Here is a 25,063-nt window from a genome sequence, read left to right as displayed (position 1 = left end):
ATGAGTTTAGAAGACCGAATACTTTCTCTACTCCCTCAAAAACATCCTTTCCGTTTCGTAGATAAGATTCTGGAAGTGAATGATGATACCATTACAGGTGAATACACATTCAAGAAAGATGAGTATTTTTATGCTGGGCACTTTGAGGGTAATCCAGTAACGCCTGGGGTTATTTTAACAGAGTGTTGTGCTCAGGTTGCCCTGGTTTGTCATTCCATCTTCTTTTTACTGAAAGAAGACCCGGAGGCAAAGAATAAATACATTCAATGGTTCTCCAATTCCGAGGCTACCTTCCTAAAACCGGTTTATCCTGGAGAAACAGTTACAGTTTCAGGTAAAAAAAGCTATTTTCGTCATGGAAAATTTAAAAGTGAAGTGAAAATGGTGAACAAGGCAGGCGAAGTAGTCTGCAGAGCAACCCTTTCGGGCATGGGCTTCATCGAAAAAGAGAATATAGATTGAATCGAGTTGTAATTACAGGTTTAGGAGTTGTTTCCCCAAATGGCATTGGAATCCCAAACTTTCTTCATGCTATAAAGAACGGTATTTCAGGTATCCGGAAGGACCCTTTTCTTGAGAAGCTAAACTTCCAGACAACCATAAGCGGGATTCCTGAGCTTGACACTATTGATATCGACGAGTATATCGATAAAATTTCTCAACGTTTCTTGTTTAGCGAAGCCATTAAGTATGGGATAATTGCTGCCAAAGACGCCTGGCTGGATGCAGGATTACCCTTACCAGACAAAGAAGATATTGATTGGGATTCCGGGGCTATTATTGGCGCCGGCTCTATCGCTATGGATAATGAGCTTATCAGCCAGCTCTATAAGATTTACGATGATAAAATGGTTCGGAAGCTGGGTTCCAAAATTACAGAACAGCGCATGAATAATGGGCCAACGGTTTATGTATCTGGCATGTTGGGACTTGGTAACTGGGTAGCTTCCAATTCTTCGGCATGTAGCACTGGTACCGAATCGGTCATCATGGGTTATAATTGGATCAAAGATGGAAAAGCAAAGCGTATGGTTTGCGGCAGTACTGAAGGCCAGGGACCAAGTTCGTGGGCAGGCTTTGAGTCTATGCGAATCCTTGTACGCAACTCGAATGATGAACCTGCAAAAGCTTCGCGTCCACTTAGTGCTAATGCCAGTGGTTTTGTCCCAAGCACCGGAGGTGCAGTATTGATCCTTGAGGATTATGAGGAAGCCAAAAGGCGGGGTGCTCATATATATGCAGAAATAATCGGTGGTTTCGCAAATTCAGGAGCTCAACGAATGGGGGGAAGTATGGTTGCTCCTAATTCTACAGGAGTACAACGGTGTATTAACACTACAATTGAAATGAGTGGTATTCAGCCAACGGAAATTGATTTAATTTCCGGGCACTTAACAGGGACTATGGCTGATCCACTTGAGGTTGCAAACTGGAAGGAAGTGCTAAATCTAAAAGATTCAGAATTTCCTTACATTAACTCCTTAAAATCGATGATAGGACATTCATTGGGAGCCGCAGGTTCTATTGAATTAGTAGCATGCTGTTTGCAGATGGAGCACAATTTTGTGCACCCATCTATTAACTCTGACCCTGTTCATCCAAGAATAAAAGAACTTATTCCTGAGGAAAAAATTCCAAGTAATGGAGCTATTGAAACAGAAATTAATGTGATTGCCAAAACAAGCTTCGCTTTTGGTGATACGAATAGCTGCATAATCTTGAAAAAAGTTACTTAGACATGATTTCAAAAGAAGAACTTTCAGAAAAACTAAAAACGATTATCGAAAGCTATATTCCTGAAGAGGAAATGCCAGAAAAGTTTTCGTTGGACATGAACCTTACTGAAGAACTCGGTATCAATTCAATGCACGTAATCGATATCATCATTGATATTGAAAACGAATTCGATATCATGATTTCGGATGAAGAGTTACAAAATATGACTACAGGGGCAAATGTAATTGAGACTATTCTGAACAAGCTTAAAGAAAAGGAAGAAGGCTAAAACCCAATCCTGCTTCTTACAGCATCGGTTGCTCTCTTCTTGATTTCGTCTTCAATTTCTTTCTTTCGCTTTTCAAGTTCTTGCTTCTTTTTCTCTACGATTTGAAGCTGTTCATTTAGCTTATTTTCTAATTGGTCATATTGTGATCTAAGCTCTGCCTCCTTCTCATCCTTAAAAGTAAGTAGCTCCTCTTTCTTATTTCCAATCCTGGATTCTACTTCCGACTCAATCTTATTCCGGGCGTCCTCTACCTGGTTACTTATACTCCCTTTTAATGCATCTACAAAGAGGTTATCAATATTGGATCTGATCTTTACATCCAACGGTCCTTCTATATTATCCACTAAGGCGGTAATGTCAATTTCGCTGGTATTGGCTACTGCATCTTGAATGAGCTGCTTTACTCTGTTCTCTGGTCGCTCTGCCCCAAAATCAAACACCAGATTCTTATTCAGGTACTGGATTTCACTGTCAATGCGCTTATCAATGATACTTAGAGATGCATTAACCTCACCCACACCTTGCTGTAGCGGATAGGGTAATAATTCGGAAGGTGACAATGCGGTACCACTTAAATCGAATCCTGAATATTGAAAGGCTATTTCTTCTTTGGGAAGGTCTTCAAGGTAATTGAACTCTCCGCCAAGTTTCATACTTCTGGAGTTTGCATCTGAACCACTTAAATCGAACAGCATGGGGTTTCCCGATTTACTTTGATCAGTACTAATATCCGTTATTTTACCCGCAAGCTGTAATGCTGACTTTGTTTCTCCGGATAAGTCGATATTCTGAATCCAAAGCCTGGGCCATTCATATTTGTCGCTGAACTTATAATCCACACCCTCATACCGTTCAATTTCTTCCTCTTCATCTCCCCCACCTATGAACCTGCTCCCATATTCTCTGGCGATGGAAACATACTTTAGATATCCGGCATACTCTGAGAATAGCTCCTCACCAAAAAGAGACTGTGCTATGTTTTGGGCATCAATAGTTGGGAGCTTGGCCATTTTTGCTGCCCGATCAAAATCATCTTTGATCCACTCGTCAATTTGCGAAGTGCTAAACCGTGCGCTTCCGAAATCTTGTTGAAAGTCCGTTCTGATATTCTGAGCCATTGTTTTTAGTGAATCAACTTGTTTGGTGAGTAATTCAACTTTTTTGATGGCTGCTAATGCCTCTTCCGGGTTTTTCAGATTTTTGGTGTCTATACCATTCAGGGTTTCTTGAATTTGAGCAGTTTCACTATCAATATTGATATTTGAAAACGTACTATCCCATTTTTCATAGTTCTGAGAAAGCCCGTTTCTGAGAGAATCGATTTTGTCAGGAGCTTTCAAATCAACCGCTGCCAGTAAACTGTCGGTATTGATATCATCTTTGATATCAAAAAACTCAGCCTGAGCATTTTCCTTCGCCTCAGAAGAAATCTCACCAAAAGTTTCTGCTATAAAACCAGGTTCTTCAGGTTCCCCACTTTCTTCCGATACAGGCATTTCAAAATATCCATCCGTTTCTCTTTCAGTTTCGAATTTAAAATCTTTCAATACCACATCTTCGATAATCACCCTTTCCCATAAAGTTGGCCAGAAAAGAAAATCCAGTTCAGCTTCACCGGTTTCAAATGAGTTCTCCCAGGTATTCTCAGGATTCGTTACCTGAAGCCGATCCCAACGAATTTTCAACTCAGACAGGCTTACTTCTAACCCATCAATCTCAACAAGTGCGCCATTCACCAAACTAGCCTGGTATTCAACTTGCGATTCCACATAAGAATCAAGGCTGATAAAACTTGCTCCAAAAAAAAGCACTGCTATAACTAAAACAAATATAACTCCCTTTATCCTCATCTTAACCTCTCACTCTACTTACAGTTTGATAGATCGAATACAGCTTTGTCCCTTTAAGCATCTTCATCAGTTTAGTCCTCATCACTCGTTCATGAATGTGAATGCGATACTGAACCACACCTACTTTAGCAATTGGGAACATCGGGATACAAAGTATCAATGCGATTAAGAAACTTCCTATTACCACCGTATTATAGAATTTTGTTATCGCCCAAAATTCGTTGTCGTACATCATTGTCCAGGTTTGGCGCATGCTTTCTAATTCCAATAACCAGGTGCCAAATGCATGAAATAATGGATCGGCCAGATAGGCAAAGCCGCTAAATACAATGAAGCTTAGAATAGCCATTCCAATATTTACTTTTAAAATGATAATGAGAACCAGGATGAGCAGGTTGTGAGCAGACATAACCGGGGTAAGCCCGATAATCATCCCCAGAATTAACCCACCGGCTATTTGTCCCGGAGAAGCTTCAGAAGCAAGTGCTTTTAGCAACTTTGCAATGTATTTGAGAAAGAGTAACATAATTATTGACCAATCATCTTTGGTGTGTAATGTATTTACATAGATTCAAAATTCACACCCTAATAACAGTGCTTATTGAAGTTTAATATTCTATTAATTCGGGCAATTAAAATATTCAAAGCTATTTTTCGTAGTTTAATTTATTATCACGATTAAGTTTATGCGCTTTTCTTCTTATATCCCCCCTTTCTTTTTAATAATGATCCTGGTTTTCGTGTCAGGATGTAAATCGGATGAAGGAATTGACGCCTCTTCTCCTTGTGAAGACGGGACCGCATCCGGTACATATTCCTGTGAAAATTTTGATTTGTATGCGCATTTATCTGCTGAAGATTTAGGTGGTACCCGGTTGAATGATATTTGGGGATGGACTGATCCTCAGACAAATAAAGACTATGCTCTCGTAGGATTAACAGATGGGGTAAGCTTTGTTGATATTTCTGATCCAAATAGTCCGGTCGTAATTGGTAAGCTCGAGGAATCGAATATTAATGCAAAGTTCAAGGTCGTTGATCCAAGTGAAGCATACCCTGCATGTTATTTAGGAATAGGCACAACCGAGGCTTCGAAAAATATTGCTGAGGGGTCTACCTGGAGGGATTTGAAAGTTTTTGATGACCATGTATTTGTAGTAAGTGATGGCCAGGCACATGGAATGCAGGTTTTTGACCTTACAAAATTGAGAGATTACGACGGTGAATTCTTAACCTTCACTCACGATACTCTTTACGATCGTTTTGCGAATGCTCACAATATTGCCATTAATGAGCAAACAGGTTTTGCCTATGTGGTAGGTATAACTTCATCCGAAATATGTGGTTCAAGGCAGGAAACAGGATTACATATCATTGACATAAACTCCCCGCTTAATCCATCATTTGCCGGGTGCTATTTTGACCCTGAAACAGAACTTCCAAGTGCTGTAAATGTAGGTATTGGATATAAGCATGATGCACAATGTGTCAATTATGATGGGCCAGATTCAGAATACTCAGGAAAAGAATTATGTTTTGGTTCAGCTGAAGGAGCAGTAGTGATAAGTGATGTAACTGATAAAAATAATCCTACAACTATAGGATTTAGTGGCGCTAGTGAAATGCAATACTCTCATCAAGGCTGGCTGACCGAGGATCATACTTATTTCTTAATGAATGACGAAATTGATGAGGGTAATCTTGGAAGAAATACCAAGACGTATATTTGGGATGTTCGGAATCTGGAAACACCAACCTTTGTTGGGCATTATACCCACGATACTCCGTCAATCGACCATAACTTATATATCAAAGATAATATCGTATATCAGACGAATTACACATCAGGGCTAAGAGCCTTTAGAATAGGCAATCTTGCCAATGCCGAATTAATACCTTTAGGCTATTTTGATACTCATCCTGAAAATGACAATGTTGGGTACTCAGGAACCTGGAGTAATTACCCTTTCTTCAAAAATGATGTTGTTATTGTAAGCGATATTGAAGACGGGCTTTTCATACTTAAGCCCACTTTTTAAGGCTAAAAAGTTTGAAGAAACTGATTGGAAAGCATCTTTTTAGTTAATTTGATATTTGCGTATTTTTACAGCTTTCAAAAACTATACTCTCACTAACTAATTTATAATCTCTTAGCAATCTAGTTTCTGCATGGATTTATTTGATAAGCTTGAAGAACGGCCCAGCCCCTTAGGGCCATTCACATCTGAAGGATACGGGTACTACACATTTCCAAGACTAGAGGGTTCATTAGGCCCAGAAATGAAGTTCAACGGCAAGGATATGGTCGTTTGGAGCATCAACGATTACCTTGGAATTGGTAGTAACGAAGAAATTAAAAAGGTAGACACTGAGGCTACGGCAAAGTATAGCCTTAGCGCCCCTATGGGAGCTCGTTTGATGACGGGTAACTCTACCGAACATGAAGCGTTGGAAGAAGAACTGGCTGAATTCATTCATAAGCCTGAGGCTATGCTTCTAAACTATGGCTATCAGGGTATTATGAGTGTGATTCATTCACTCGTAGACCGCAACGACTTTCTTATTTATGACGAGCTTAGTCATGCGTGTATCGTAGATGGTAAACAGCTATCTATGGCAGACAAGTCTGTTTTTAAGCACAATGACATTGAAAGCTTCAAAAAGCAGTTATACAGAGCCGCTTCCAAGAAAAAAGATAATTCCTCTATCCTTGTTGTGACTGAAGGTGTATTTGGAATGACTGGTGACTTGGGAATTCTTCCTGAGATCATTGAGCTCAAAAAAGAAGTTCCTTTCCGACTTTTAGTTGATGATGCACATGGTTTCGGAACACTTGGTGAAGATGGCTCCGGTACTGGTACACATCTGGGCTGTCAGGATGGAATCGATATCTATTTTGGCACGTTTGCAAAAGCTGCTGCATTAATTGGTGCTTTTGTTGCTTCTGAGCCAAGAGTAATTGAGTTCCTTAGAGCAAACGCCCGTAGCCAGATTTTTGCCAAATCTTTACCGCTACCTATTGTGGTTACAGCAAGAAAGCGCCTTGAACTAATTAAGAATAATCCGGAGTGGAGAGATACCCTTTGGAAAAACACCTTAAAGCTACGTGAAGGCCTTCAAAAGATAGGGTATAATGTACTCCCTTCTGAGAGCCCCGTAACTCCGGTTCTTACTCAGGGAAGCACAGACCTTTGTACCGCGATTATGAGAAAACTTCGTGAAGAACATGGGGTTTTTGTTAGTGGTGTTGCTTATCCGGTGGTACCTAAAGGAATTGTACTCATCCGACTAATTCCTACTGCTGCTCATACCGATGCTCACATCGAAAAAACATTGGTAGCTTTTGAAGCTATCAAGGATTTTGTGATGGCATCAGCAAGCAAACTAACCGCCTGATTTGAATCTTAAAAAAAATTAAATGCCCTCACACGTTATTGTGAGGGCATTTTTGTTTCTTTGCACCTCTTTTTTGTACTTGAGCCCACCAAAAAAGGGTGGACTATTAACCTAATCCGAATCAACTCGAACCAGAGTTAAATTTTCAGGTACTGAATATCCAGCTGGATACCTTGCTTCGCCGTTGATTATCCATCTTGTAGTCTTTACAATATGCCAATAAAGTATATTTTCATCAGATTCATCAACATAAAGGCGTAACCGTGAAGGTCTACCTGTTTCTGTATCCTTATATGAAAAGTTAATTGAGGGACGTGAATCACGACCAACAAGTAATCCATTATTTAAAGTAAATTCCCCTTCCTCAACAGCTACCATAGCTAACTGCTTACTGCTTGATAGGGAATAGGTATAGGTTCCAAAGAGCACAGGAATATCTTTATTAAAACGTTTCTGATAAAATGTTCCTAGCTCTAAGTTAACGATTAGGGTGTCGTCTCCTTCAATGGAAATCCATGTTCCAGCATATTTTGATACCTTTGCATATCCACGAATCGCTTCATCTATATCTATCTCTGGGGTTTGGCCGAAGGAAAGCATGGATATGGCCAACATGCTAAGTGTAAGTATTGTAAATCGTTTCATAGTCTTTTAGTTACAGTTATCATTAACGATTGTGGTTCCGTTGGAGTGTAGTCTTTTTGCTGTCCATGAGGTAAAATTTGGATTCGCCTCAAAGAACTTAAATCCTGAACCCTCTATCATTTCGAGAAAAGCAAGTTGCTCACCTACTACTTTACCATATATATCTGCATAATTATCTAGTAGAAAGGTATACAAACCACTAAAGGAATCGACTTGCGCCTGGGTGCTAAATTTAGTGGTTAGAAAATTAATTACTGCTTGTTCATCATCCACCGCAAGCATATACCGGGTTCCAAAAAAAGTCACCAGACCATAGGTAAAGGTTCCCAGGTTATTGATACCTCCTGCATTATACATTCCATATAAAGCCTCTAAATCAGTCGTACTAAACACAGAGAGTGCACCAGGGAAATTATAATGCTGATGCATAGCTCCATCAACGCTATGAGGAGAATTAAAATACATATCTTCTCCACCAACAGGGCCTTGATGGTACTGATAATGTGGGTTTCCATTACCATCTTTATAAAAAGTCCAGCCTGTTTCTCTGTTTTTGGTATTTGCTTCATTTACTAAACTGAGCATATAACTTTTAAAAAAGCCATCCTCTTCAAGTAACTCCGCTAGTTGGCAAGGATTTGTTATCACGCTAATATTAAAATCGATGGCACAACTTTGGGGAACACCTCCGCTTTCCTGGTTGGTGCAAATGCCTGCTCCATCCGGATTACATGCCGCACAAGGGTCTCCGTCTCCGGAACCGGCACCTATTCCACCTCCGCCTCCACCGCCATCATCTACATATACCCAGGAATAGGTGGTACAGGTAGAATGGGAATAAGTACAGCCTGAGTCATTATATGGATCTGGTACATTGGGACGATCACACCAGAAGTGATCAATCACTGCCGTGCACATGTATACCCAATCGCCCATGAACTGCTTTTCGTTGGTATCCTTGTCTTTTACTTCAGCATACATCCACGAATCTTGATCAAATTCTCCAAGCTTCTTTTCTACAGCAACAATAATAGCTGGGCTATCAGGAAGCTTACAACGAGCAAATCGTACAATCCCTCCTCCTTCATGATCATCAGCTGATTCTCGTAAGTGAGCATTTTGAGCTGCAATTCGAAATACAATATCCCGGGTTTCCAAATTGGGGTCGTCTAAATATTCGTCCGGAATCTCCAGAGAATATTTTTCTGTGTTATATGCCCACTCCTCTCCTTCATTAGCCAAGGTATTTACCAGGCACAAAAAAGGTGAAGAAACATCTTTGGCATGTTCATCCGCAGGGTTAATGATTTCACCGGTGGGCCTCACGTAAGTGATTGGTGATTTCTCAAAGTTAATATCGGGTAGTTCCACTTCTTCATGTCCGGGACTTGTTTGGGAACATGAAATCAAGAAGGCCAACGAACATACTCCAAAAAACCGATATAGTTTTTTTATGTATGTGTTCTCTTTAGTTTATTTCTGACCAGACAGTACTAAGAGCAACCGCTTCTGTAAACGTTACACTTATTTCTAACTATTATCTAGATTTGGATAACCAAGTGTAAAACCCGATGACAAAACGCCCCTCTTCTTAATATCGATTAACCATTTAACAAGGAAACTATCTCACTCCCTTTTGAGCGGGAAATAGGAATTTCCTTTTCTAAGAGCTTATGCTTTAGGCGGTATCCTCTGGCATTGCCCAAAACTTCGAAGTCTTTGTTAAGATTGACAATGAAAGATCGGTGACATCGAATTAAGAACGGGTTAATGAGCTGACTTTCGAGTTTCTTGATTACAATACGTAACAGTTTACTCCTTGCCTTTCCATTCTCTTCCCAAACTATCTTCGAATAGTTACCCTCCGCTTCAATGTAGATAATACTTCCTTTTTTCAGCTTCAAAGACTCATTGATTTCCGACTTTAATACAACCGTATCTTCTTCCTCAAGTGTTGCTGTACCGGATTCACTGAAATAGTATTCCGGCTCCCTTCGGATTTGATCCATTAGCTTTTTAAATCGGGGATGATCTCTAATAGGATCAAAAATTGGATGAAGTGAAATAGTAAATACCCCAGAACGTATTTCGAAAGAACTTTCTAATGCATCCAATGCTTTTTCGTACTCTCCCATTGCTGTGTAGATGAATGCATAATCGTTAGAGAAGCTTATTCCGGGTTCATTCTTCTCGCGCTCCTCCACCTTTTTGATAATCTCCAGTGCTTTTTCTTTATCACCGATCTCACCATAATAAATTCCGAATCCAGATATTCCATGATTAGGCTCAAGACTTAGTGATTTTATCTTCTTCCATACTTCATAAGCTCCCTCTAAGTCGCCGTTGGTACTTAGTATCCGGGCTTTAAATTCGAGCGCTCTTTTATGATTTGGATATCGCTCAAGAACTCTATTGTATTGCTCAAGAGCAGCTTCATAGTTTTCGGCATAGAAATAAGCCTCAGCCAGATAAGTGGCTATTGAAGGAGAAAGTGGATCAAGATGAAGAGCAATATTTATTTCATTAATCGCTTCATTGTGCCTTCGCATTGCCGATAAATACCAGCTATAAGTATGATGTGCCTGCGCTGATCCCGGATTTAACTCCAATGCTCTTTCAAATGAAATTCCGGCCTTTACCCAATCCAGCTCATAAAAAAACTCAACGAAAGCTAGTGCAATTTGAGATTCTGCAAGGCGGTGATCCAGGTCTAAAGCTTTTAATGCGGCTTTTTTTGCTTCAGGATAGACTTCATTGGGTGGCATTTGTCCATATGCACCCAGGTAAGCGTTTGCGGTAGCTAATCCGGACCATGCCTGGCTAAAATTGGGCTCCAATTCGAGACACTCTCTAAATAAGCTAATAGCTCTTTTTAATTCCGGAACTGAACCATTATTCCAATAATACCTGGCCTCGAGATAAAGATTATACGCCTCTATATTTTGCGTGGGTGCTGCTTTTAAGTGTTTTTTACGGGCAGTAAAATTGGCCTTTAACTGCCTGCTTATCTTTTCTGCAATTTGATCCTGCAATTCAAATACATCTGTCATCATCCCATTGAATGAATCTGACCAAACCTGGTAACCGTCTGAGGTATTATACAGCCTCGCCGAAACTTTAATTCTATCCCCAGCTCTTTGTACTGTGCCCTCAAGGATTGAGCCAACGCCTAATTCTTTGCCAATCACTCTTACATCATTGAATTTACCTTTGAAGGCAAAACTGGAGGTTCTCGAGGTAACTTTCAGGCCTTCGATTTTAGATAAGGAATTAATGATCTCATCAGTGATACCGTCACTTAGAAAACTATCCTCTGAAGCCTCGTTGATGTCAAGAAAAGGAAGAACAGCAATACTATTTATAAAATTACTTCTTTGAGCTCTTATTTGATCGTATCTCGGGAGGATAAGCCCTTCATTGCCTAAGGCAAAAACTTTTATAGGCTCAGACACATTTTTGAGTTCGAACTCTCCCAGAAAAACGGGAGTAAAACCTCCCTGGTTTTTTATGTCATCGTAAACTTTTTCGGAGAAAATTATACTGCCTCCCACTCCCAGAGCTCCAAGTCGAGCAGATACATTTACACTATCTCCCAATACGCCTCCTTCATCATAGAGAATATCACCAATATGCATCCCTACTTTTATATTTTGGCTGAGTTTCTTCTCCAACAAACTAAGTTGCTGAAGTTCTTTAGCGGCACCCATTGCATGGATGGAACTTTGAAAAGTTAACAAAACACCTTCTCCATAATTCTGGATAAGCTCTCCCCCAAACTTTTGAACCACTTCTTTAATCAGATGAATAAACGAAGACTGAACCCTTTTTAATTGATGTTCATCCTGGTTTACAATGGCAAAATAGTTCGCAATTTCTGCAAACATTACAGCCACAAGTCCCCGTTTTTCAGATTCTATTATTCCTGGTTTACTCAAGTATAGGTAGTCTATTGTGGGAGGAACATATCAATTTTGGGATTGAATTGAATTCCTTTTTATACCAAAGAAGAAGTATCACGAGGATTACGATCCCAACCGTCACAAAAAAATCCTTCCTATCTCATCAGCATTTTTTGTGCTATACAGACATAGTAGATTTACTCCCGAATAGTAACAAATACCTAGAATTATGCATGAATTAACAGTTAGCAAAACTATTGACGCTCCCAAAACCCAGGTTTGGGATATTATTAAGGACTTCGGTTCTATTTACAAGATTCATCCACTTATTGAGTCTTCTCCCATTACTAATGGAACCCCTTATGGTGACGGAGCAGAAAGAACCTGTGTGATGTACAATGGTGGAGAAATACGAGAACGTGTATTCGACTATATAGAAGGAGAAAAATATACCGTTGAAGTTTATGATCCGGGACCATTCCCAATCGAGAAAAGCCTGGTAACCATTTCGGTAAGTGAAGCAAAAGACCAAAAAAGCACCCTCATCTTCGACATGAAGTTTAAACCGAAATTTGGTGTGGTAGGTAAGGTGATGGCATCTGTTGTCATGAAAAAACAGTTCGAAAACATCCTCACGCAAGTAGCTGACGGACTTAATACTCATTTAAAAACCGGAAAGCTCATTGGGAAAAAAGGAGTGCTGGTAGCTGCTTAATCACTTTCAAGTTAGAAAAGTAAATCCATGCTTCGGAATGTGATGATTCCGAAGCTTTTCATTCTATTGATCCATTATGGTAAAGAGAAACATGAACCAGCTTCATTATCATGAGCTTGAGAAACCTTCCAGAAAAATCCGAATTTCTTATGAGGGTCATATTCTGGCAGAAACTTATGAAGCCATTATTTTAAAGGAAGTGGGTCATAAAATATATGATCCTACCTACTATATACCGAAAGACGATCTGGATATGAGCCATTATCGTAAGAATGATCTTGAATACGAATGCCCTATTAAGGGAAAGGCCAGTTACTGGGATTACTATTCCGGCTCTAATTTATGGGTCAAAAACATTGCCTGGAGTTATGAAAACCCTATTGAATACTCCCGCCCCATCGAAGGGTGCCTGGCTTTTGATACCAGAAAAGTTTCTTTCGAGCTGTTTCCCTATGAATGATCTAAATGAATTAGTTCGTATTGAATTTTATATATACCGGAAGATGATCGGACGGTGTTCGCTGATCTCTAGTCTCTGATATAACAGCGTATTTCTGCACATTGATTTTCCCATTCACAAATATATAATCAATTCTATTGTCCAGCGGATGATGTACATCAAAGCCGTTGTACGTTCCAATAGGCCCAATAGGAGAGGTTTGCGAAACTTCTTTTGAGTCATATAATTCAGAACTAAAAACCTGAATCGGTTCTGCTTCAGGGATAGCATTAAAATCACCCATCACGATAACAGGGTCATTAGTAGTATTCCAAGACTCCAGCTTCTCTAACATCAGTTTGGCTCCATTCAGCCTGGCCAGCGGAGTCTCATGATCGAAATGGGCGTTTAGTACCCATATTATATCTCCTGAATCTTTATCCTGGAATTCAGCCCAGGTAGTAATTCTCCTGAAGTTTGCTCCCCAACCATACGAAGGTTCATTGGGTGTCTCTGATAGCCAAAAAGTTCCTGAATCTAGTACCGCTAGTTTCTCCTCTTTAAAATAAATGGCTGCATATTCCCCTTCTTTTAGTCCATCATCTCTTCCTACCCCTACATAAGAGTATTCAATCAGAGCACTATCTAAATACATTACCTGCCCATGCAAACCTTCTTGTATACCAAGTACATCCGGTTCATAAAAGTTGATTACATCAGCTACCCATTCTTTTCTATTCTCCCACCAATCCACTCCATCTCCCTGAGTGTTGTATCGAATATTATAAGTCATAGCAGAATAGTCTTGCGCTAAAACCATGAGAGAAATGCAGGTCGTTATTAGAAAAGTTAGGATAGTTTTTTTCATTCTATTGACATTATGACTTTATAAGATAATTTCACCTTTTCCTTCGCGAATTAAAACGGGTGTAGATGTGGTAAGATCGACTACTGTTGATCCTTCATTCCCTCCATAACCTCCATCAATTACTATATCGACCTGGCCTTGCCACTTTTCAAATATCAGCTCCGGGTCGGTGGTATATTCGATCACTTCATCTTCATCTTTTATTGAGGTAGAAACTATCGGGTTACCCAATGATTTGGCCAGAGCCAAGGCAATTGGACTATCAGGAATTCTAATCCCCACTGTTTTTTTTCTCTTGAATGCCGGAGGTAAGTTACTTCCTCCAGGAAGGATAAAAGTATAAGGTCCTGGGAGAGACCTCTTCAAAATTTTGAAGGTTTTGGTTTCAATCTGACTAGTATAATCCGAAAGATTTTTCAGATCGGAGCATATAAAAGACAACTCTGCCTTTTCAAGTTTAACCCCTTTTATTCTGGCTACTTTCTCCAGTGCCTTCTTATTATAGATATCGCACCCAAGCCCATAAACGGTATCAGTTGGATAAATAACAAGGCCTCCACGCTTTAGAACAGCCACAACCTTATCAATCGCTTTTTGATCAATTGGGTTGCTAAAGATCTTTATAAACTCTGCCATACTCTCTTCCTCCTGATTGTGAATATAAGCAGAACACTATTTCTACAAATAAAAAAAGGCATCCAATATGGATGCCTTTGGGAGTTGTTTAGTTAAACAACTTTTTTACCCAACCAAACACTCCTTTAGAGTTGGAATCTCCATCTCTTCCTCCAGACAAACCTTCATAAGTTGGTCTGGGTAATTCATTTGGCTTCACCTTTTTTCTGGGTGCTTTCTTTGCTTTATTCTTTTGTGCAGCGGGTTTCTTTCCCGTTGCTCTTTTCTTAGGACCCGACTTGTTCCCCTTCTTTTTTTCCTTAACCTGAAGCGGTAATGGAATTTCAAAAGGAGCATATCCCAATTCATCGGAAATTCGGGCTATATCATCCTTATCCATTTTGGATACCAATGAAATAATTCTGGCTGTTTTGCCAGACTTAACCAGTTCAATTCGACGACTGTATTCGTCTACGCTTTCTGGCACATCGTAATTAATAATCTCCTCAGCCTGATGTATCTCGATATCTTCTACCGACATTCCTCCGGTTACACAAACACGCATGTCTCCGGAAACAAACTTTTCATAGCGCTCGGTATAAATCTCTTTTTCAAGGTCACCACTTACACTAACTACTCCCCAATTCTTTTTCTTGAGGATATGGAATAGTCTGTCTGCAGTTCTCTTTGATGCTGAAAAAACTATGACTTTTTGGGCTGTAGATTCCTCCAGATGCGCCATAAGTGTAGAGATTTTCATGCGCGGAGGTACGTTTATAAAACCATGCTCTTTGGCACTTAACTTTTGCTTTCCAGCCTTTCCTTTTTTTGCTGAAGCAGGTTTTTCAGCCGGTTGTTCTTGTGCAGGTTCCTCTTCTTTTTGGTCAGCTTTCAGAACCACTTTTACAGAGACTTCATCTAGCTTTTTCTTAGCCCCTTCAAGATCGATTTCTGAGGAATCATTTTCGGGAGCTTCCTCCTTCTTTTGTGGAGCCGCCCCATTCGCTTTTCCTTTTTTCTCAGAAGGCTCCTGGATATCAAAACCGATGAGCTCTGGGTTTTGAAGAGTTACTTTTACAAGCTCTTCAGTAGCATTATTTCTTTGCTCCGAAAGCACCAACGTTTGTGGTTTCCCGTCAACAAAGCGTAAGATATCCTTCACCCTGTTTACCAGGTTAAAGTTTTCCATATCATGAGCTTCATCAATTACGATGAGTTGTAGCTCTTTTAAATGGAAATTATTTTTATCCAGTATTTCAATTAAACGCCCGGGATTAGCTACAATCACTGGCGCCCCATCAAGTACGGCTTGCTCTTGTTCTTCTTTGTTACCTTTAATGGCAAGCAACGCACTGCTTATTTGAGCATGATATCCTGTAGCCCATATTAGTTCATCAATGGCAATAGCACGCTCTATAGATGGTGTTAAGATTAAAACTTTGGTGCCTTCTTTTTCTCCGTTCTCTACAAGTGTTTTTAACGTTGGAATTAAAAATGAAACTATGTCTCCGGCTTCTGACTTTACGAGTAGATTTTTTCCATCTAAGGCAGCCGGTAACACTTGTTGCTGAAAAGGTGAAGGCGCATCAATTTGTACATCGGTCAGCCCGCTCAATAATTCGGGGCTCAGACCATATTCTTCAAAAGACAATGGTTACACCTCTTTCAAGTTTTGCTTAATCGTTAATATTTCAAAGATCTGGTTCCTTCAGGAACGCACAAATATACAAAACTTGCTTTCTAAGCTCACCCTTTTTATTGCTGCTGCTGATTTTCCAAAAACCGCTGTTTAAACATCACATTAAGCTCTATTTCTTTATTTGACCTCTTGATATGTGCATACACAATAAGTGATACAATCATTATCCCTAACAGCCCAATTATCCCTCCTTCCGGACCAAACTTTCCTCCGGTCCAAATCGGATTTCCATGATGCTGAAGTGTTAGCAATGAATAGAAATTTTCTGTTCCACTCACTTTGAATCCAAATACACCTCCCTGCACATAGTTCCAGGCAAAATGTATACCTACTGAATAAGCTAGCCGTCCGGTTAGCAGGTATGGAAAGGCCAGCATTATCCCGGCTAGTAGAATATTGACCGTAGAAAAAAAGGTAGCATTTGGATTGAAAATATGAGCTACTCCAAATAGCGCTGAACTTAAAAAAACAGCAAGTAAACTAGCTTGAACCGGAGTAACCTTACCGAATGTAAGCCCCTCTTTCATATTTGGTATCAAGTATGAGCGAAATTGAAGCTCTTCATACAAACCTACGCTGAGCATTTTAACGAAATAACCCAATGCAGGGATTAACCAGAATGTTGAGGAAACCCTATTCCAGGCATATCCTTGTATTGTGATATCACCTGTTAGCCATTGAATGCCGAAAATCAATGACATCGCACTTGCCGCAGCAATACTTCCGACAAAAAACTCAAGAAACCATGTTTTAGAAGGGCTAATACCCGCTTCTTTCAATGAGCTTCTCTGATCAATAAACCGATAAAAAATGTGAAAGAAAGCTAAGATGATCACACCGGCAAATAGGTACTCAAATCCATATAAATCAAAACCTACAGAGAAGCCCAGCAAAATAATCCCTAAAAACAGAAATACTACAATTCGAATAAGGACTCTGGGCCTGTTTTCTGCTTGATTAAAAAATGGATTCATACTAAATGAGGATACTGCGAAGTTTCTATATATGGAGATGATACAAACATACTTTTAAAACAAACACAGGATTTATGGAGCGTTACGTTTTTAGCACGGACAAAGAGGAAATGGAAGAGATCTTTGGGGTTATACCGGGTTCAAAATCAATTCTTAATCCAACTTATAATGCAGCACCAGGTAATTCGCTTCCTATTCTTTATAAAATAGATGGACGAACCGTTCTGGAAAATTCTATCTGGGGCATGGATGAACTGGGAAGTGCTATTGATATAGATGAGCTACTTGAAAATAAAAAATACCGGGATTTACTTGTCACCAATGCCTGCCTCGTTCCTATCAACGGGTTTTACATATGGAAAAAAACAGTAAGTGATCCATTACCTTTTTATACAAGAATACACACCCGTAAGCTCTTAGGTATTGCCGGTATTTATTCTGAGCATGAGGGCCAAAGGAATACTTTTACCGTAATTACTAAAGCTGCGAATGTACTCATAAAGCCTGTTACCAATACAATGCCTTGTATTATTGATCCCGATGATTTCCAAATCTGGTTTGATGGACAAGCAGCATCAATACTTACCGAAGGATTTAATGATGTGAATTTACTTCCGGAGGTTACAGTAGTCCGGGTACCTGATCTGGTAAATGATCTTGCAAATAACTCCCCGGATTTAATACAGCCTATTCCAAAATTAAGAGAAGAGGACTAGCTCAGGAAGGTTTTGTTCCCGGTTTTCCTTCTTTCGGGTTGTCGTAATAGCGGATGGTTGGATAGGCAAAATCTATGTTATCATACTTTGCATACTCATCTAATATCTGTTCCCAAATCTTTTGACTGGTTCCTCTTCTTCTCCGGGGATCGGTTAAATAGCGGATGGTAAGATTTATACCGCTGTCTTTAACATCTGTATATACTATGGGTGTCAGGTAGGTAAATTCAATTAAATACGATTTGGAAGCCTTTGCTATTTCTTCTTTGGCTTTTTCAATGAATTCCTTAGAAACCTCACTAACAATTTCATTAAGAATCTCTTTCGCCTTTTTCCAATCACTCTCAAAAGTGACAAGTACCTGTAACTCATTCCAAATAAACTTAAAGTCGCTGGTGTAATTAGCTAGTTGTTTTGTGAATACATAGTTATTTGGAATATGAATAACCCGCCCGGTACTCTGATCAGCATCTACCCAGTTGCCAATCTCTAAAATGGTAAATTTGAAGGTTCGAACATCAATTACATCCCCTTTACTATCCCCTAGCTGAATTCGATCACCTACATCAAATGGCTTTCTCCAAATTATGAATAACCAGGCAGCCAGATCTGTTATAGGGTCTTTAAGAGCTATAGCAATACCTGCAGATAGTAACCCTAAATAGGTTGCTATATCGCCAATGCCTGAAAACCAGATCTGCCCAACTACAAATATTCCAATGAAATAAGCGACATATGTTGAGTTTTTCCGCCATTTATACTGTGTACGCTTACTCTCAGACCTCTTAACTATGATTCGAAGAATAATGAAGCGAATAAACCATAAAAGGAAAATAATGCCAATGGTTTCAAAGATATTGGCAGTTAGATCTGGTGAGTTTCCCAGGAAATTTGTTATTCGATTACGAAAGTCTTCCATCAAAGCAATTTAAGATGTTCTTTTAATTGGTTTGAAAATGCAAATTTGAATATCTTTAAGGCCTTTTGCAAAAGTTAAGTTAAAAATCCAATGCTTTATAATATTATCATTGCTGTGATCACTTTAATTTGCGTTCTGTTAACGCTGGTGATTTTACTACAAAACGGTCAGGGACAAGGTTTATCAGGAATTGCCAGCGCAGGGGCTGGAATGGGTGGAAGTGCAGGACTTGGTGCACGAAGAACCGCTGATCTTCTTTCAAAAGCTACTACCGTTCTTGGGGCTGCTTTTCTAGCACTTTGTGTACTCGCAAACTTTGCTATCGACAGAAATACTGCACCTCAAAATAGTGTACTTGAACAAGGAGCTCCTATTAATGACATTGCTGTTCCATCGCAAACTCAATCAGCCGTTCCTTCTCAAACTCCTCCACCTCCCGTCAATAATGATGGGGGTTCTGACGATTCAGACAATTAATTTTTTAAACCCTCACGCAAAAGCGTGGGGGTTTTTTGTTTACAGTATTTTATAAAGTCCTCGTAACTTTCATTCACTCCTCTCGTTGTAAAATATTTTGGCTTTTTTATGCGGGATTACTTCCTGTATATTCAAAGACCATTTCATTAACGATTAATCCTATATCTATGAAAAAATTATTGCTTGCCCTAATTGTGGGGATTGTAAGTCAACCTATTCTTCTTGCTCAAACAAAGTTGGTAGAAGAAGTAAAAAGAGAGGGAGATGAGATTGTTATTCCTTATAAAAAATACGTTTTAGATAACGGTCTTACCCTTATTATCCACGAGGATAACTCTGATCCTTTAGTTCACGTTGATGTAACCTATCACGTTGGTTCTGCTCGTGAAGAACTTTACAAATCTGGTTTTGCTCATTTCTTTGAGCACATGATGTTCCAGGGTTCAGAGAACGTAGCCGATGAAGAGCATTTTAAAATTATTACCGATGCCGGGGGTACGTTAAACGGTACTACTAATCGCGACCGAACAAATTACTTTGAAACTGTTCCAAGCAATCAGCTTGAAGTTATGCTTTGGCTTGAAGCTGATAGAATGGGATTTTTCTTAGACGCAGTTACCCAGGAGAAATTTGAAGTACAGCGTGAGACAGTTAAAAACGAAAAAGGTCAAAATTATGACAATAGTGCATATGGGCTTTGGAGTGAAGTAAATGCTGCTGCTTTATATCCTTTTGGGCACCCTTACTCATGGTTGACTATTGGAAAGCTTGAAGATCTTGATCGTGTAGATGTAGATGATCTTAAAAAGTTCTTCCTCAGATGGTACGGACCTAATAACGCAACTCTTACAGTAGGCGGCGATGTTAATCCGGATGAGGTTGTAGAACTAGTTGAAAAATACTTTGGTGTTATTCCTGCCGGACCGGAAGTAACAGATATGGAATTAGATCCTGTAGTGCTCGATGCCGATCGCTATGTTTCTTATGTAGATAAGAACATTCGCTTCCCAGCACTTCTTTTTACTTATCCTACTGTTCCAAGATTTCACCCTGATGAAGCGCCACTTGATTACCTGGCACAAATTCTAGGAACCGGAAGAAGCTCTTACTTCTATAAAAAATTCGTACTGACACAAAAGGCAATCCAGTCTTCAACTTTCCATCCAGCAAGTGAGCTAGCTGGTGAGTTCACGATGTTTGTACTCCCATTCCCAGGACAAACCCTTTCTGCTTTTGAAACAGAAATGCGTCAAATTCTTGAGGACTTTAAAAATGATGGCGTTTCTGATGCGGATATGACCAAAATCAAGGCATCCTTTGAATCAGGCTTTATCAACGGGTTAACAAGTGTTAGCGGAAAAGTGTCACAGCTTGCTGATTATGCAACTATAGAAGGTAATGTTAACTATATCGAGAAGGATATTGAGAGATATAATGCCGTTACCAAAGAAGACATCATGCGTGTTTTTGAGACATATATTTATGGCAAGCACGCAGTAATTCAAAGTGTTTTACCTAATGACGGCGGTGCAACTGCGCCTGCTCAGCCAGATAATTTCACCCCTATTACTGAAGGTGATAATCCATTCCCTACTACCGATTACTCAGGGCTTGCTTATTCCCGACCAACCGGGGACACCTTTGACAGAAGTGTAAAACCAACTCCCGGAACTGCACCCTTAGTACCAGTTCCTGATTTCTGGAGAGCTGAAATGGATAATGGCATTAGAGTTATCGGAACTGAATCTAATGAGGTTCCATCTGTTACCATCCAAATGACTATTAAAGGTGGTCACAAAATGGATGCTTATCATTCTCAGAAAGCTGGTCTGGCTTCTATGACTGCAGCAATGATGAATGAAGCGACAGAGAATTATACCTCAGAGGAAATCCAGGAGGAGTTAAGGCTTATTGCCAGTTCTATTAGTGTATTTGCTGGTAATAATACTACTACTATTAGTATTAACTCCCTTACCAAAAATATTGACCGAACTCTTGAACTTGCAGAGGAAATCTTATTCAGCCCTGGTTTCACTCAGGAAGATTTTGACCGATTAAAGCAACAACAAATAGAAGGTATCCGATCTTCTTATCAAAACCCTGCAAGTATTGCCGGACAAGTTTACAATCGTCTGCTATATGGTGATGAGCATATCTATTCTGTTCCTGTAGGGGGTATTGAAGAGACTGTTGAGCGAATCACGCTTGACGATGTAAAAGCATTCTACGATCAATTCTATACTCCTGAGCTCACAGAAATTGTAGTAGTAGGTCAGATTTCAGAGGACGAAATCCTCCCAAAACTTGACTTCCTATCTGGTTGGGAACAAACTGGTGCAGTATTACCTGACCTGCCAAAACCAAGTCCAATAGATTACACAAAAATCTATTTGGTTGATAAAGCTGGAGCACCTCAATCTCAGATTAGAATCGGATATATGACTGATCTTACCTATGATGCTACAGGTGAGTACTATAAAACCACTCTAATGAATTACACCTTAGGTGGAGCGTTCAACAGTAGAATCAATCTTAACCTACGTGAGGATAAAGGATGGACTTATGGTGCACGTTCTTTCTTTGGTGCTAGCGAAGATCCTGGTGCATTCACTGCATCTGCTGGTGTTAAGGAAGTAGCTACTGATAGCTCGGTATACGAATTCATGAAAGAGCTTTCAGATTTCCGGGAAAATGGAATTTCGGATGATGAATTAACTTTTATGAGAAACTCTATTGGGCAAAGAGACGCTCGTCGTTACGAAACTCCTTTCCAAAAAGCAGGCTTCTTGAGTACTATTATGAGGTATAACCTTGATCGCTCTTATGTTGATGAACAAGCAGAAATCATCCGCACTATAAGTAAAGAAGAGATCAACGAATTAGCCCGAAGACATCTCGATATTGAGAATATGCATATTCTTGTTGTTGGTGATGGAGCTTCTCATCGCGATAAACTTAAAGCCCTAGGCTATGAAGTAGTGGATGTAACTGAAAAAGGTGACATCATTGAAGAAATAAAAGAGGGAGACTCGGACGGTAAATAAAATACCAATCCCTCTCTGAGTTTAAACCCCGTTACAAATATGTGACGGGGTTTTTTATTCAGTAATAGTAAATGTCTGTGTTTCGAAAAAAGGAATACCTGTTTCTGTTATACCTTCTACTATGATTCGATATGTTGAGGGAACATCATTAGCCCAGAAGCTAAGTGTACTTCCTGATCCTGTCACTTCAAAATCAGACTCCCAGTGCAAGGTAATACGGTTATCCTTAGTGGGATAGTCACTGGGAACAGTTACTCCATATCTGGGAGAATAAAATTGGCTTGGTAGTTGATATCCGATGAGGTTAGCTTGGATCAATCCTCTTACAGATTCATTAAAATCTCCTCCTTTCTTAAGAGAAACTACAATAACTCCATTAGCTCCTCTTGATCCAAACATTGCAAGATCTACTGAACTTCTCATCACTCCTATAGTTTTTATATCATTTCCGTGCAATGATAAAATGTCCGCAGCTCCAACTTCTATTCCATCAAGAAAATAAAGAGGCTCGTTTTCGGGATCATCATCTTCTGGATTATTAAAAGTAGCTCCCATTTCTACTTCTATGCCCGGTGTAATACCTCTATAAACAGTCCTTACTCCCGGTAATTGATCTAATATTTGCGCTACCCTAAAGCTCTTCATCCAGTCTTTTTCATCCAGATTGATATATGCACTTTTTGTATCACTTTGCTTTAACATTTGAACCAGATAGTCTTCTTCTAATTCCTCCTCTGTAAATCCTATACGGTTTGATGTTACAGTTATCTCGTCCAGCTCTGCCTGTTTCATTACTTCAATAAACTGCTCCGACTCTTTGCTGGCTTCTACAGCTCGCTCAAATAATTCCTCTTCTTCCGTACCTGTAGCTTCTATTTCTATAAGCTCCTCTTCGAGTAGCTTCTTCAGAACCTGGACTAATTCTTCTTTGCTCTCGGGTAAATGTGAAAATTGATCGTCCATTTCAATCACAATATTATCACTACCTTTTCTATCGTTCGCTTTTATTTCAACCCTTTCATTCCCATATATCTTCAATCCATCAATCACGAAATAGCCCTCTTCATCGCTAGTTACAAGCCAGGAGCCCTTTTTCTCCCCTCCCATGGATAACATAACCGGGGACTCAGCACTCCCAGTTCGGGTAAAACCTGATATGATTCTTCCAGAAACCCTGAAGCCCTGTTCAGCAAAGGAATACAACTCTATGTTCTCCCACTCTAATACACTAGACATATCATAGGCACGCCAACCTTGTGTCATCATCAAAATGTCCAGATATTCGTCAGCCTGTGAATGATCGCTAAAATAAAAGCCAGGATGTTCAATATGCCCTTCAAGTTCACTTTCGAGGTAAAGGCGACTAACTATTGAAGGTCTGTTACTATTAAATGGATCAATGGAATCATCATAAATCGATATACTCGCACTGGAAGCAAACTCTCCTACAGTCTCACTAGCTACTCTAATTCCAAGATCTATACGGTCACGTAACCCCACTTCTTCATCTGATAAGCTTAATGAGACTTCCAACTCATCTACCTCATTCTTATTAAAGGCTAATCTTTCAGCTACAGGAAGCCCGCTTTGATTCAGTAAGGTAAAGTGCACAACGCCTGTAGGTAACTGAGCTTTTGAAATAAATACCTGTCCCTTTCCATTTTGCATATTCACCAGTTCCGCAGAAAATACTTCCCCTCTTACGTGAGCAAATAAAAGAGGAGTACCTGCTACATCTGTACTGTTAGAAAGAACATTGACACTAAATTGATCTTGATCGTCATTTACAGATAAAAGAGTTCCTTCAGTAACAACCTCAGGTAAGGGAAAGGTCTTGCCGTTTACCTCAGCATAATACTCTCCATTCTGCTGGGGAGTAAATTCTAATACACCCATTCCAAGATGTGCAGTAGAAAATGGAATAGAATCCTGAGCGCCTTCCCGGTAAACCACTCCATGTATATCTTTACCCAATCCATCGGTACCAATTGATTTGAATGCTAACCGTGTAGGTAATCCAGCGACTAATATTCCGCCCTCGGGCATGAATTGTACATCAAAATCTTGTTCTTTGGCAGTAAGTTTACTTTCCTCTCCGGTTCTAACCTCAATATTTTTTTGGAATACATATGAAGGCCCAAAATTAAGAGCCCAAGCCGTATAAGCCTTAATTTTGTAGATACCTGGTTTATCTGATTTTTCTGTAAAACTTATATTTCCACTTGCTCTTCCTTGCTCTATTTCAACGGTTACACGTTCTAGCAATTTGCCTTCAGGCTCATACAGCTCTACATATAACACTTTGCTTAAATCGGAGGGCATGTTGAAGCTCCCAAGCTGTACATAAGCAGAAAACCAGATTCTATCACCCAGATAATAACTATCCCTATCGGTATGAAGATAGATTCTTTCTCTTGGCAGCTCCTTCTCAAGAGCTTTAAACTTCGAAATAAATTTTAATTGATCCTGACTTACCTGTGAATTAGCGTTCTGGTAAATGAACGTACTGCCCAGAAGAATTAGAAAGCAGAGTTTTTTCATGATAGAGTGAGTTAGTTACATAAAGAGTTAAATATATCGTGTTAATTTTTTCAACAATCGCATATTAATGCTAGCAAAATATGCTCTTATGATTACACTTCTAATAACCTTGGAAGCCAGGTTCTAATACTCTAGAAACAAGATTATTAAAGAATTAATAAAGAGTGGGTACTTACGAGAAGAAATAACTCATTTGTACCCTTAATTGAAGCCATTACATTTTTTATTTACCTGTAATAATTGATGCTTTAGTTGTACTAA

Annotated in this window: 21 protein-coding genes; 10 read left to right on the top strand and 11 right to left on the bottom strand. The window is 39.5% G+C overall.

What is annotated here, in order from left to right; all coding sequences use genetic code 11:
• The 3 genes from ED557_11400 to ED557_11390 are packed head-to-tail and all read left to right on the top strand — an operon-like array spanning position 1 to position 2,005.
• Positions 1–462, top strand: a complete 462-nt coding sequence (locus ED557_11400; protein ID RNC83297.1) for a hydroxymyristoyl-ACP dehydratase — start codon at positions 1–3, stop codon at positions 460–462.
• Positions 459–1,736, top strand: coding sequence for a beta-ketoacyl-[acyl-carrier-protein] synthase family protein (locus tag ED557_11395; protein ID RNC83296.1), 1,278 nt, complete (start codon positions 459–461; stop codon positions 1,734–1,736). Before ED557_11400 ends, ED557_11395 begins: the two co-directional genes overlap by 4 nt.
• 2 nt (positions 1,737–1,738) lie before the next feature.
• On the top strand, positions 1,739–2,005 hold the full coding sequence (locus tag ED557_11390) for an acyl carrier protein (GenBank protein ID RNC83295.1): 267 nt from the start codon (positions 1,739–1,741) through the stop codon (positions 2,003–2,005).
• Here the strand turns inward: ED557_11390 and ED557_11385 are convergent.
• Together ED557_11385 and ED557_11380 are read right to left on the bottom strand one after the other, a co-directional pair.
• Positions 2,002–3,855, bottom strand: coding sequence for a TIGR03545 family protein (locus ED557_11385; GenBank protein RNC83294.1), 1,854 nt, complete (start codon positions 3,853–3,855; stop codon positions 2,002–2,004). The genes ED557_11390 and ED557_11385 overlap by 4 nt on opposite strands.
• A gap of 1 nt (position 3,856) precedes the next feature.
• A complete protein-coding gene (locus ED557_11380; GenBank protein RNC83293.1) occupies positions 3,857–4,381 on the bottom strand; it encodes a TIGR03546 family protein in 525 nt (174 codons plus the stop codon).
• A 160-nt stretch (positions 4,382–4,541) separates the two neighbouring features.
• Between ED557_11380 and ED557_11375 the strand changes: the two genes are divergently transcribed.
• Complete coding sequence (locus ED557_11375; protein ID RNC83292.1) at positions 4,542–5,894, top strand: choice-of-anchor B family protein; 1,353 nt, start codon at positions 4,542–4,544, stop codon at positions 5,892–5,894.
• Between the two features lie 130 nt (positions 5,895–6,024).
• Entirely contained in the window at positions 6,025–7,251 is a 1,227-nt protein-coding gene (locus ED557_11370) for a pyridoxal phosphate-dependent aminotransferase family protein (GenBank protein ID RNC83291.1), read from the top strand.
• Positions 7,252–7,362: 111 nt separating this feature from the next.
• On the opposite strand, the gene ED557_11365 is transcribed toward ED557_11370, so the two are convergent.
• The 3 genes from ED557_11365 to ED557_11355 all read right to left on the bottom strand — a co-directional run bounded on the left by ED557_11365 (position 7,363) and on the right by ED557_11355 (position 11,831).
• Positions 7,363–7,896, bottom strand: a complete 534-nt coding sequence (locus ED557_11365; protein ID RNC83290.1) for a hypothetical protein — start codon at positions 7,894–7,896, stop codon at positions 7,363–7,365.
• Between the two features lie 6 nt (positions 7,897–7,902).
• On the bottom strand, positions 7,903–9,315 hold the full coding sequence (locus ED557_11360; GenBank protein RNC83289.1) for a hypothetical protein: 1,413 nt from the start codon (positions 9,313–9,315) through the stop codon (positions 7,903–7,905).
• Positions 9,316–9,497: 182 nt separating this feature from the next.
• Positions 9,498–11,831: a tetratricopeptide repeat protein gene (locus ED557_11355; protein RNC83288.1), complete on the bottom strand. Its 2,334-nt coding sequence runs from the start codon at positions 11,829–11,831 to the stop codon at positions 9,498–9,500.
• Positions 11,832–12,024: 193 nt separating this feature from the next.
• Between ED557_11355 and ED557_11350 the strand changes: the two genes are divergently transcribed.
• Positions 12,025–12,510, top strand: a complete 486-nt coding sequence (locus tag ED557_11350; GenBank protein ID RNC83287.1) for an SRPBCC family protein — start codon at positions 12,025–12,027, stop codon at positions 12,508–12,510.
• 76 nt (positions 12,511–12,586) lie between these two features.
• Positions 12,587–12,970 (top strand): DUF427 domain-containing protein, encoded by a 384-nt coding sequence (locus tag ED557_11345; GenBank protein RNC83286.1) that lies wholly within the window; start codon positions 12,587–12,589, stop codon positions 12,968–12,970.
• A gap of 10 nt (positions 12,971–12,980) precedes the next feature.
• Here the strand turns inward: ED557_11345 and ED557_11340 are convergent, their stop codons facing one another.
• The 4 genes from ED557_11340 to ED557_11325 all read right to left on the bottom strand — a co-directional run bounded on the left by ED557_11340 (position 12,981) and on the right by ED557_11325 (position 17,105).
• Complete coding sequence (locus ED557_11340) at positions 12,981–13,817, bottom strand: endonuclease/exonuclease/phosphatase family protein (GenBank protein RNC83285.1); 837 nt, start codon at positions 13,815–13,817, stop codon at positions 12,981–12,983.
• Positions 13,818–13,835: 18 nt separating this feature from the next.
• Positions 13,836–14,453: a threonylcarbamoyl-AMP synthase gene (locus ED557_11335; protein RNC83284.1), complete on the bottom strand. Its 618-nt coding sequence runs from the start codon at positions 14,451–14,453 to the stop codon at positions 13,836–13,838.
• An 88-nt stretch (positions 14,454–14,541) separates the two neighbouring features.
• Positions 14,542–16,083: a DEAD/DEAH box helicase gene (locus ED557_11330; GenBank protein RNC83283.1), complete on the bottom strand. Its 1,542-nt coding sequence runs from the start codon at positions 16,081–16,083 to the stop codon at positions 14,542–14,544.
• Positions 16,084–16,187: 104 nt separating this feature from the next.
• Complete coding sequence (locus tag ED557_11325) at positions 16,188–17,105, bottom strand: CPBP family intramembrane metalloprotease (GenBank protein ID RNC83282.1); 918 nt, start codon at positions 17,103–17,105, stop codon at positions 16,188–16,190.
• Between the two features lie 74 nt (positions 17,106–17,179).
• Here ED557_11325 and ED557_11320 point away from each other — a divergent pair, with 74 nt between their 5' ends.
• Complete coding sequence (locus ED557_11320; protein ID RNC83281.1) at positions 17,180–17,821, top strand: hypothetical protein; 642 nt, start codon at positions 17,180–17,182, stop codon at positions 17,819–17,821.
• 1 nt (position 17,822) lies between these two features.
• Here the strand turns inward: ED557_11320 and ED557_11315 are convergent, their stop codons facing one another.
• A complete protein-coding gene (locus ED557_11315) occupies positions 17,823–18,740 on the bottom strand; it encodes a mechanosensitive ion channel family protein (protein ID RNC83280.1) in 918 nt (305 codons plus the stop codon).
• 90 nt (positions 18,741–18,830) lie between these two features.
• Here ED557_11315 and secG point away from each other — a divergent pair, with 90 nt between their 5' ends.
• Positions 18,831–19,217 carry a preprotein translocase subunit SecG gene (gene secG, locus ED557_11310; GenBank protein RNC83279.1) on the top strand — a complete coding sequence of 129 codons (387 nt, stop codon included), beginning with the start codon at positions 18,831–18,833 and terminating at the stop codon, positions 19,215–19,217.
• Between the two features lie 167 nt (positions 19,218–19,384).
• Positions 19,385–22,261, top strand: a complete 2,877-nt coding sequence (locus ED557_11305; protein ID RNC83278.1) for an insulinase family protein — start codon at positions 19,385–19,387, stop codon at positions 22,259–22,261.
• A 54-nt stretch (positions 22,262–22,315) separates the two neighbouring features.
• Here ED557_11305 and ED557_11300 read toward each other — a convergent pair whose 3' ends face one another.
• Entirely contained in the window at positions 22,316–24,802 is a 2,487-nt protein-coding gene (locus tag ED557_11300; GenBank protein ID RNC83277.1) for a hypothetical protein, read from the bottom strand.
• Positions 24,803–25,063: the final 261 nt, after the last annotated feature.

Origin of the sequence: Balneola sp., from assembly GCA_003712055.1 — a bacterium.
In the GTDB taxonomy this organism is placed as follows: Bacteria; Bacteroidota; Rhodothermia; order Balneolales; family Balneolaceae; genus RHLJ01.
Note: the sequence above shows the minus strand (reverse complement) of the source record. Positions and strands in the feature narration are given on the sequence as shown.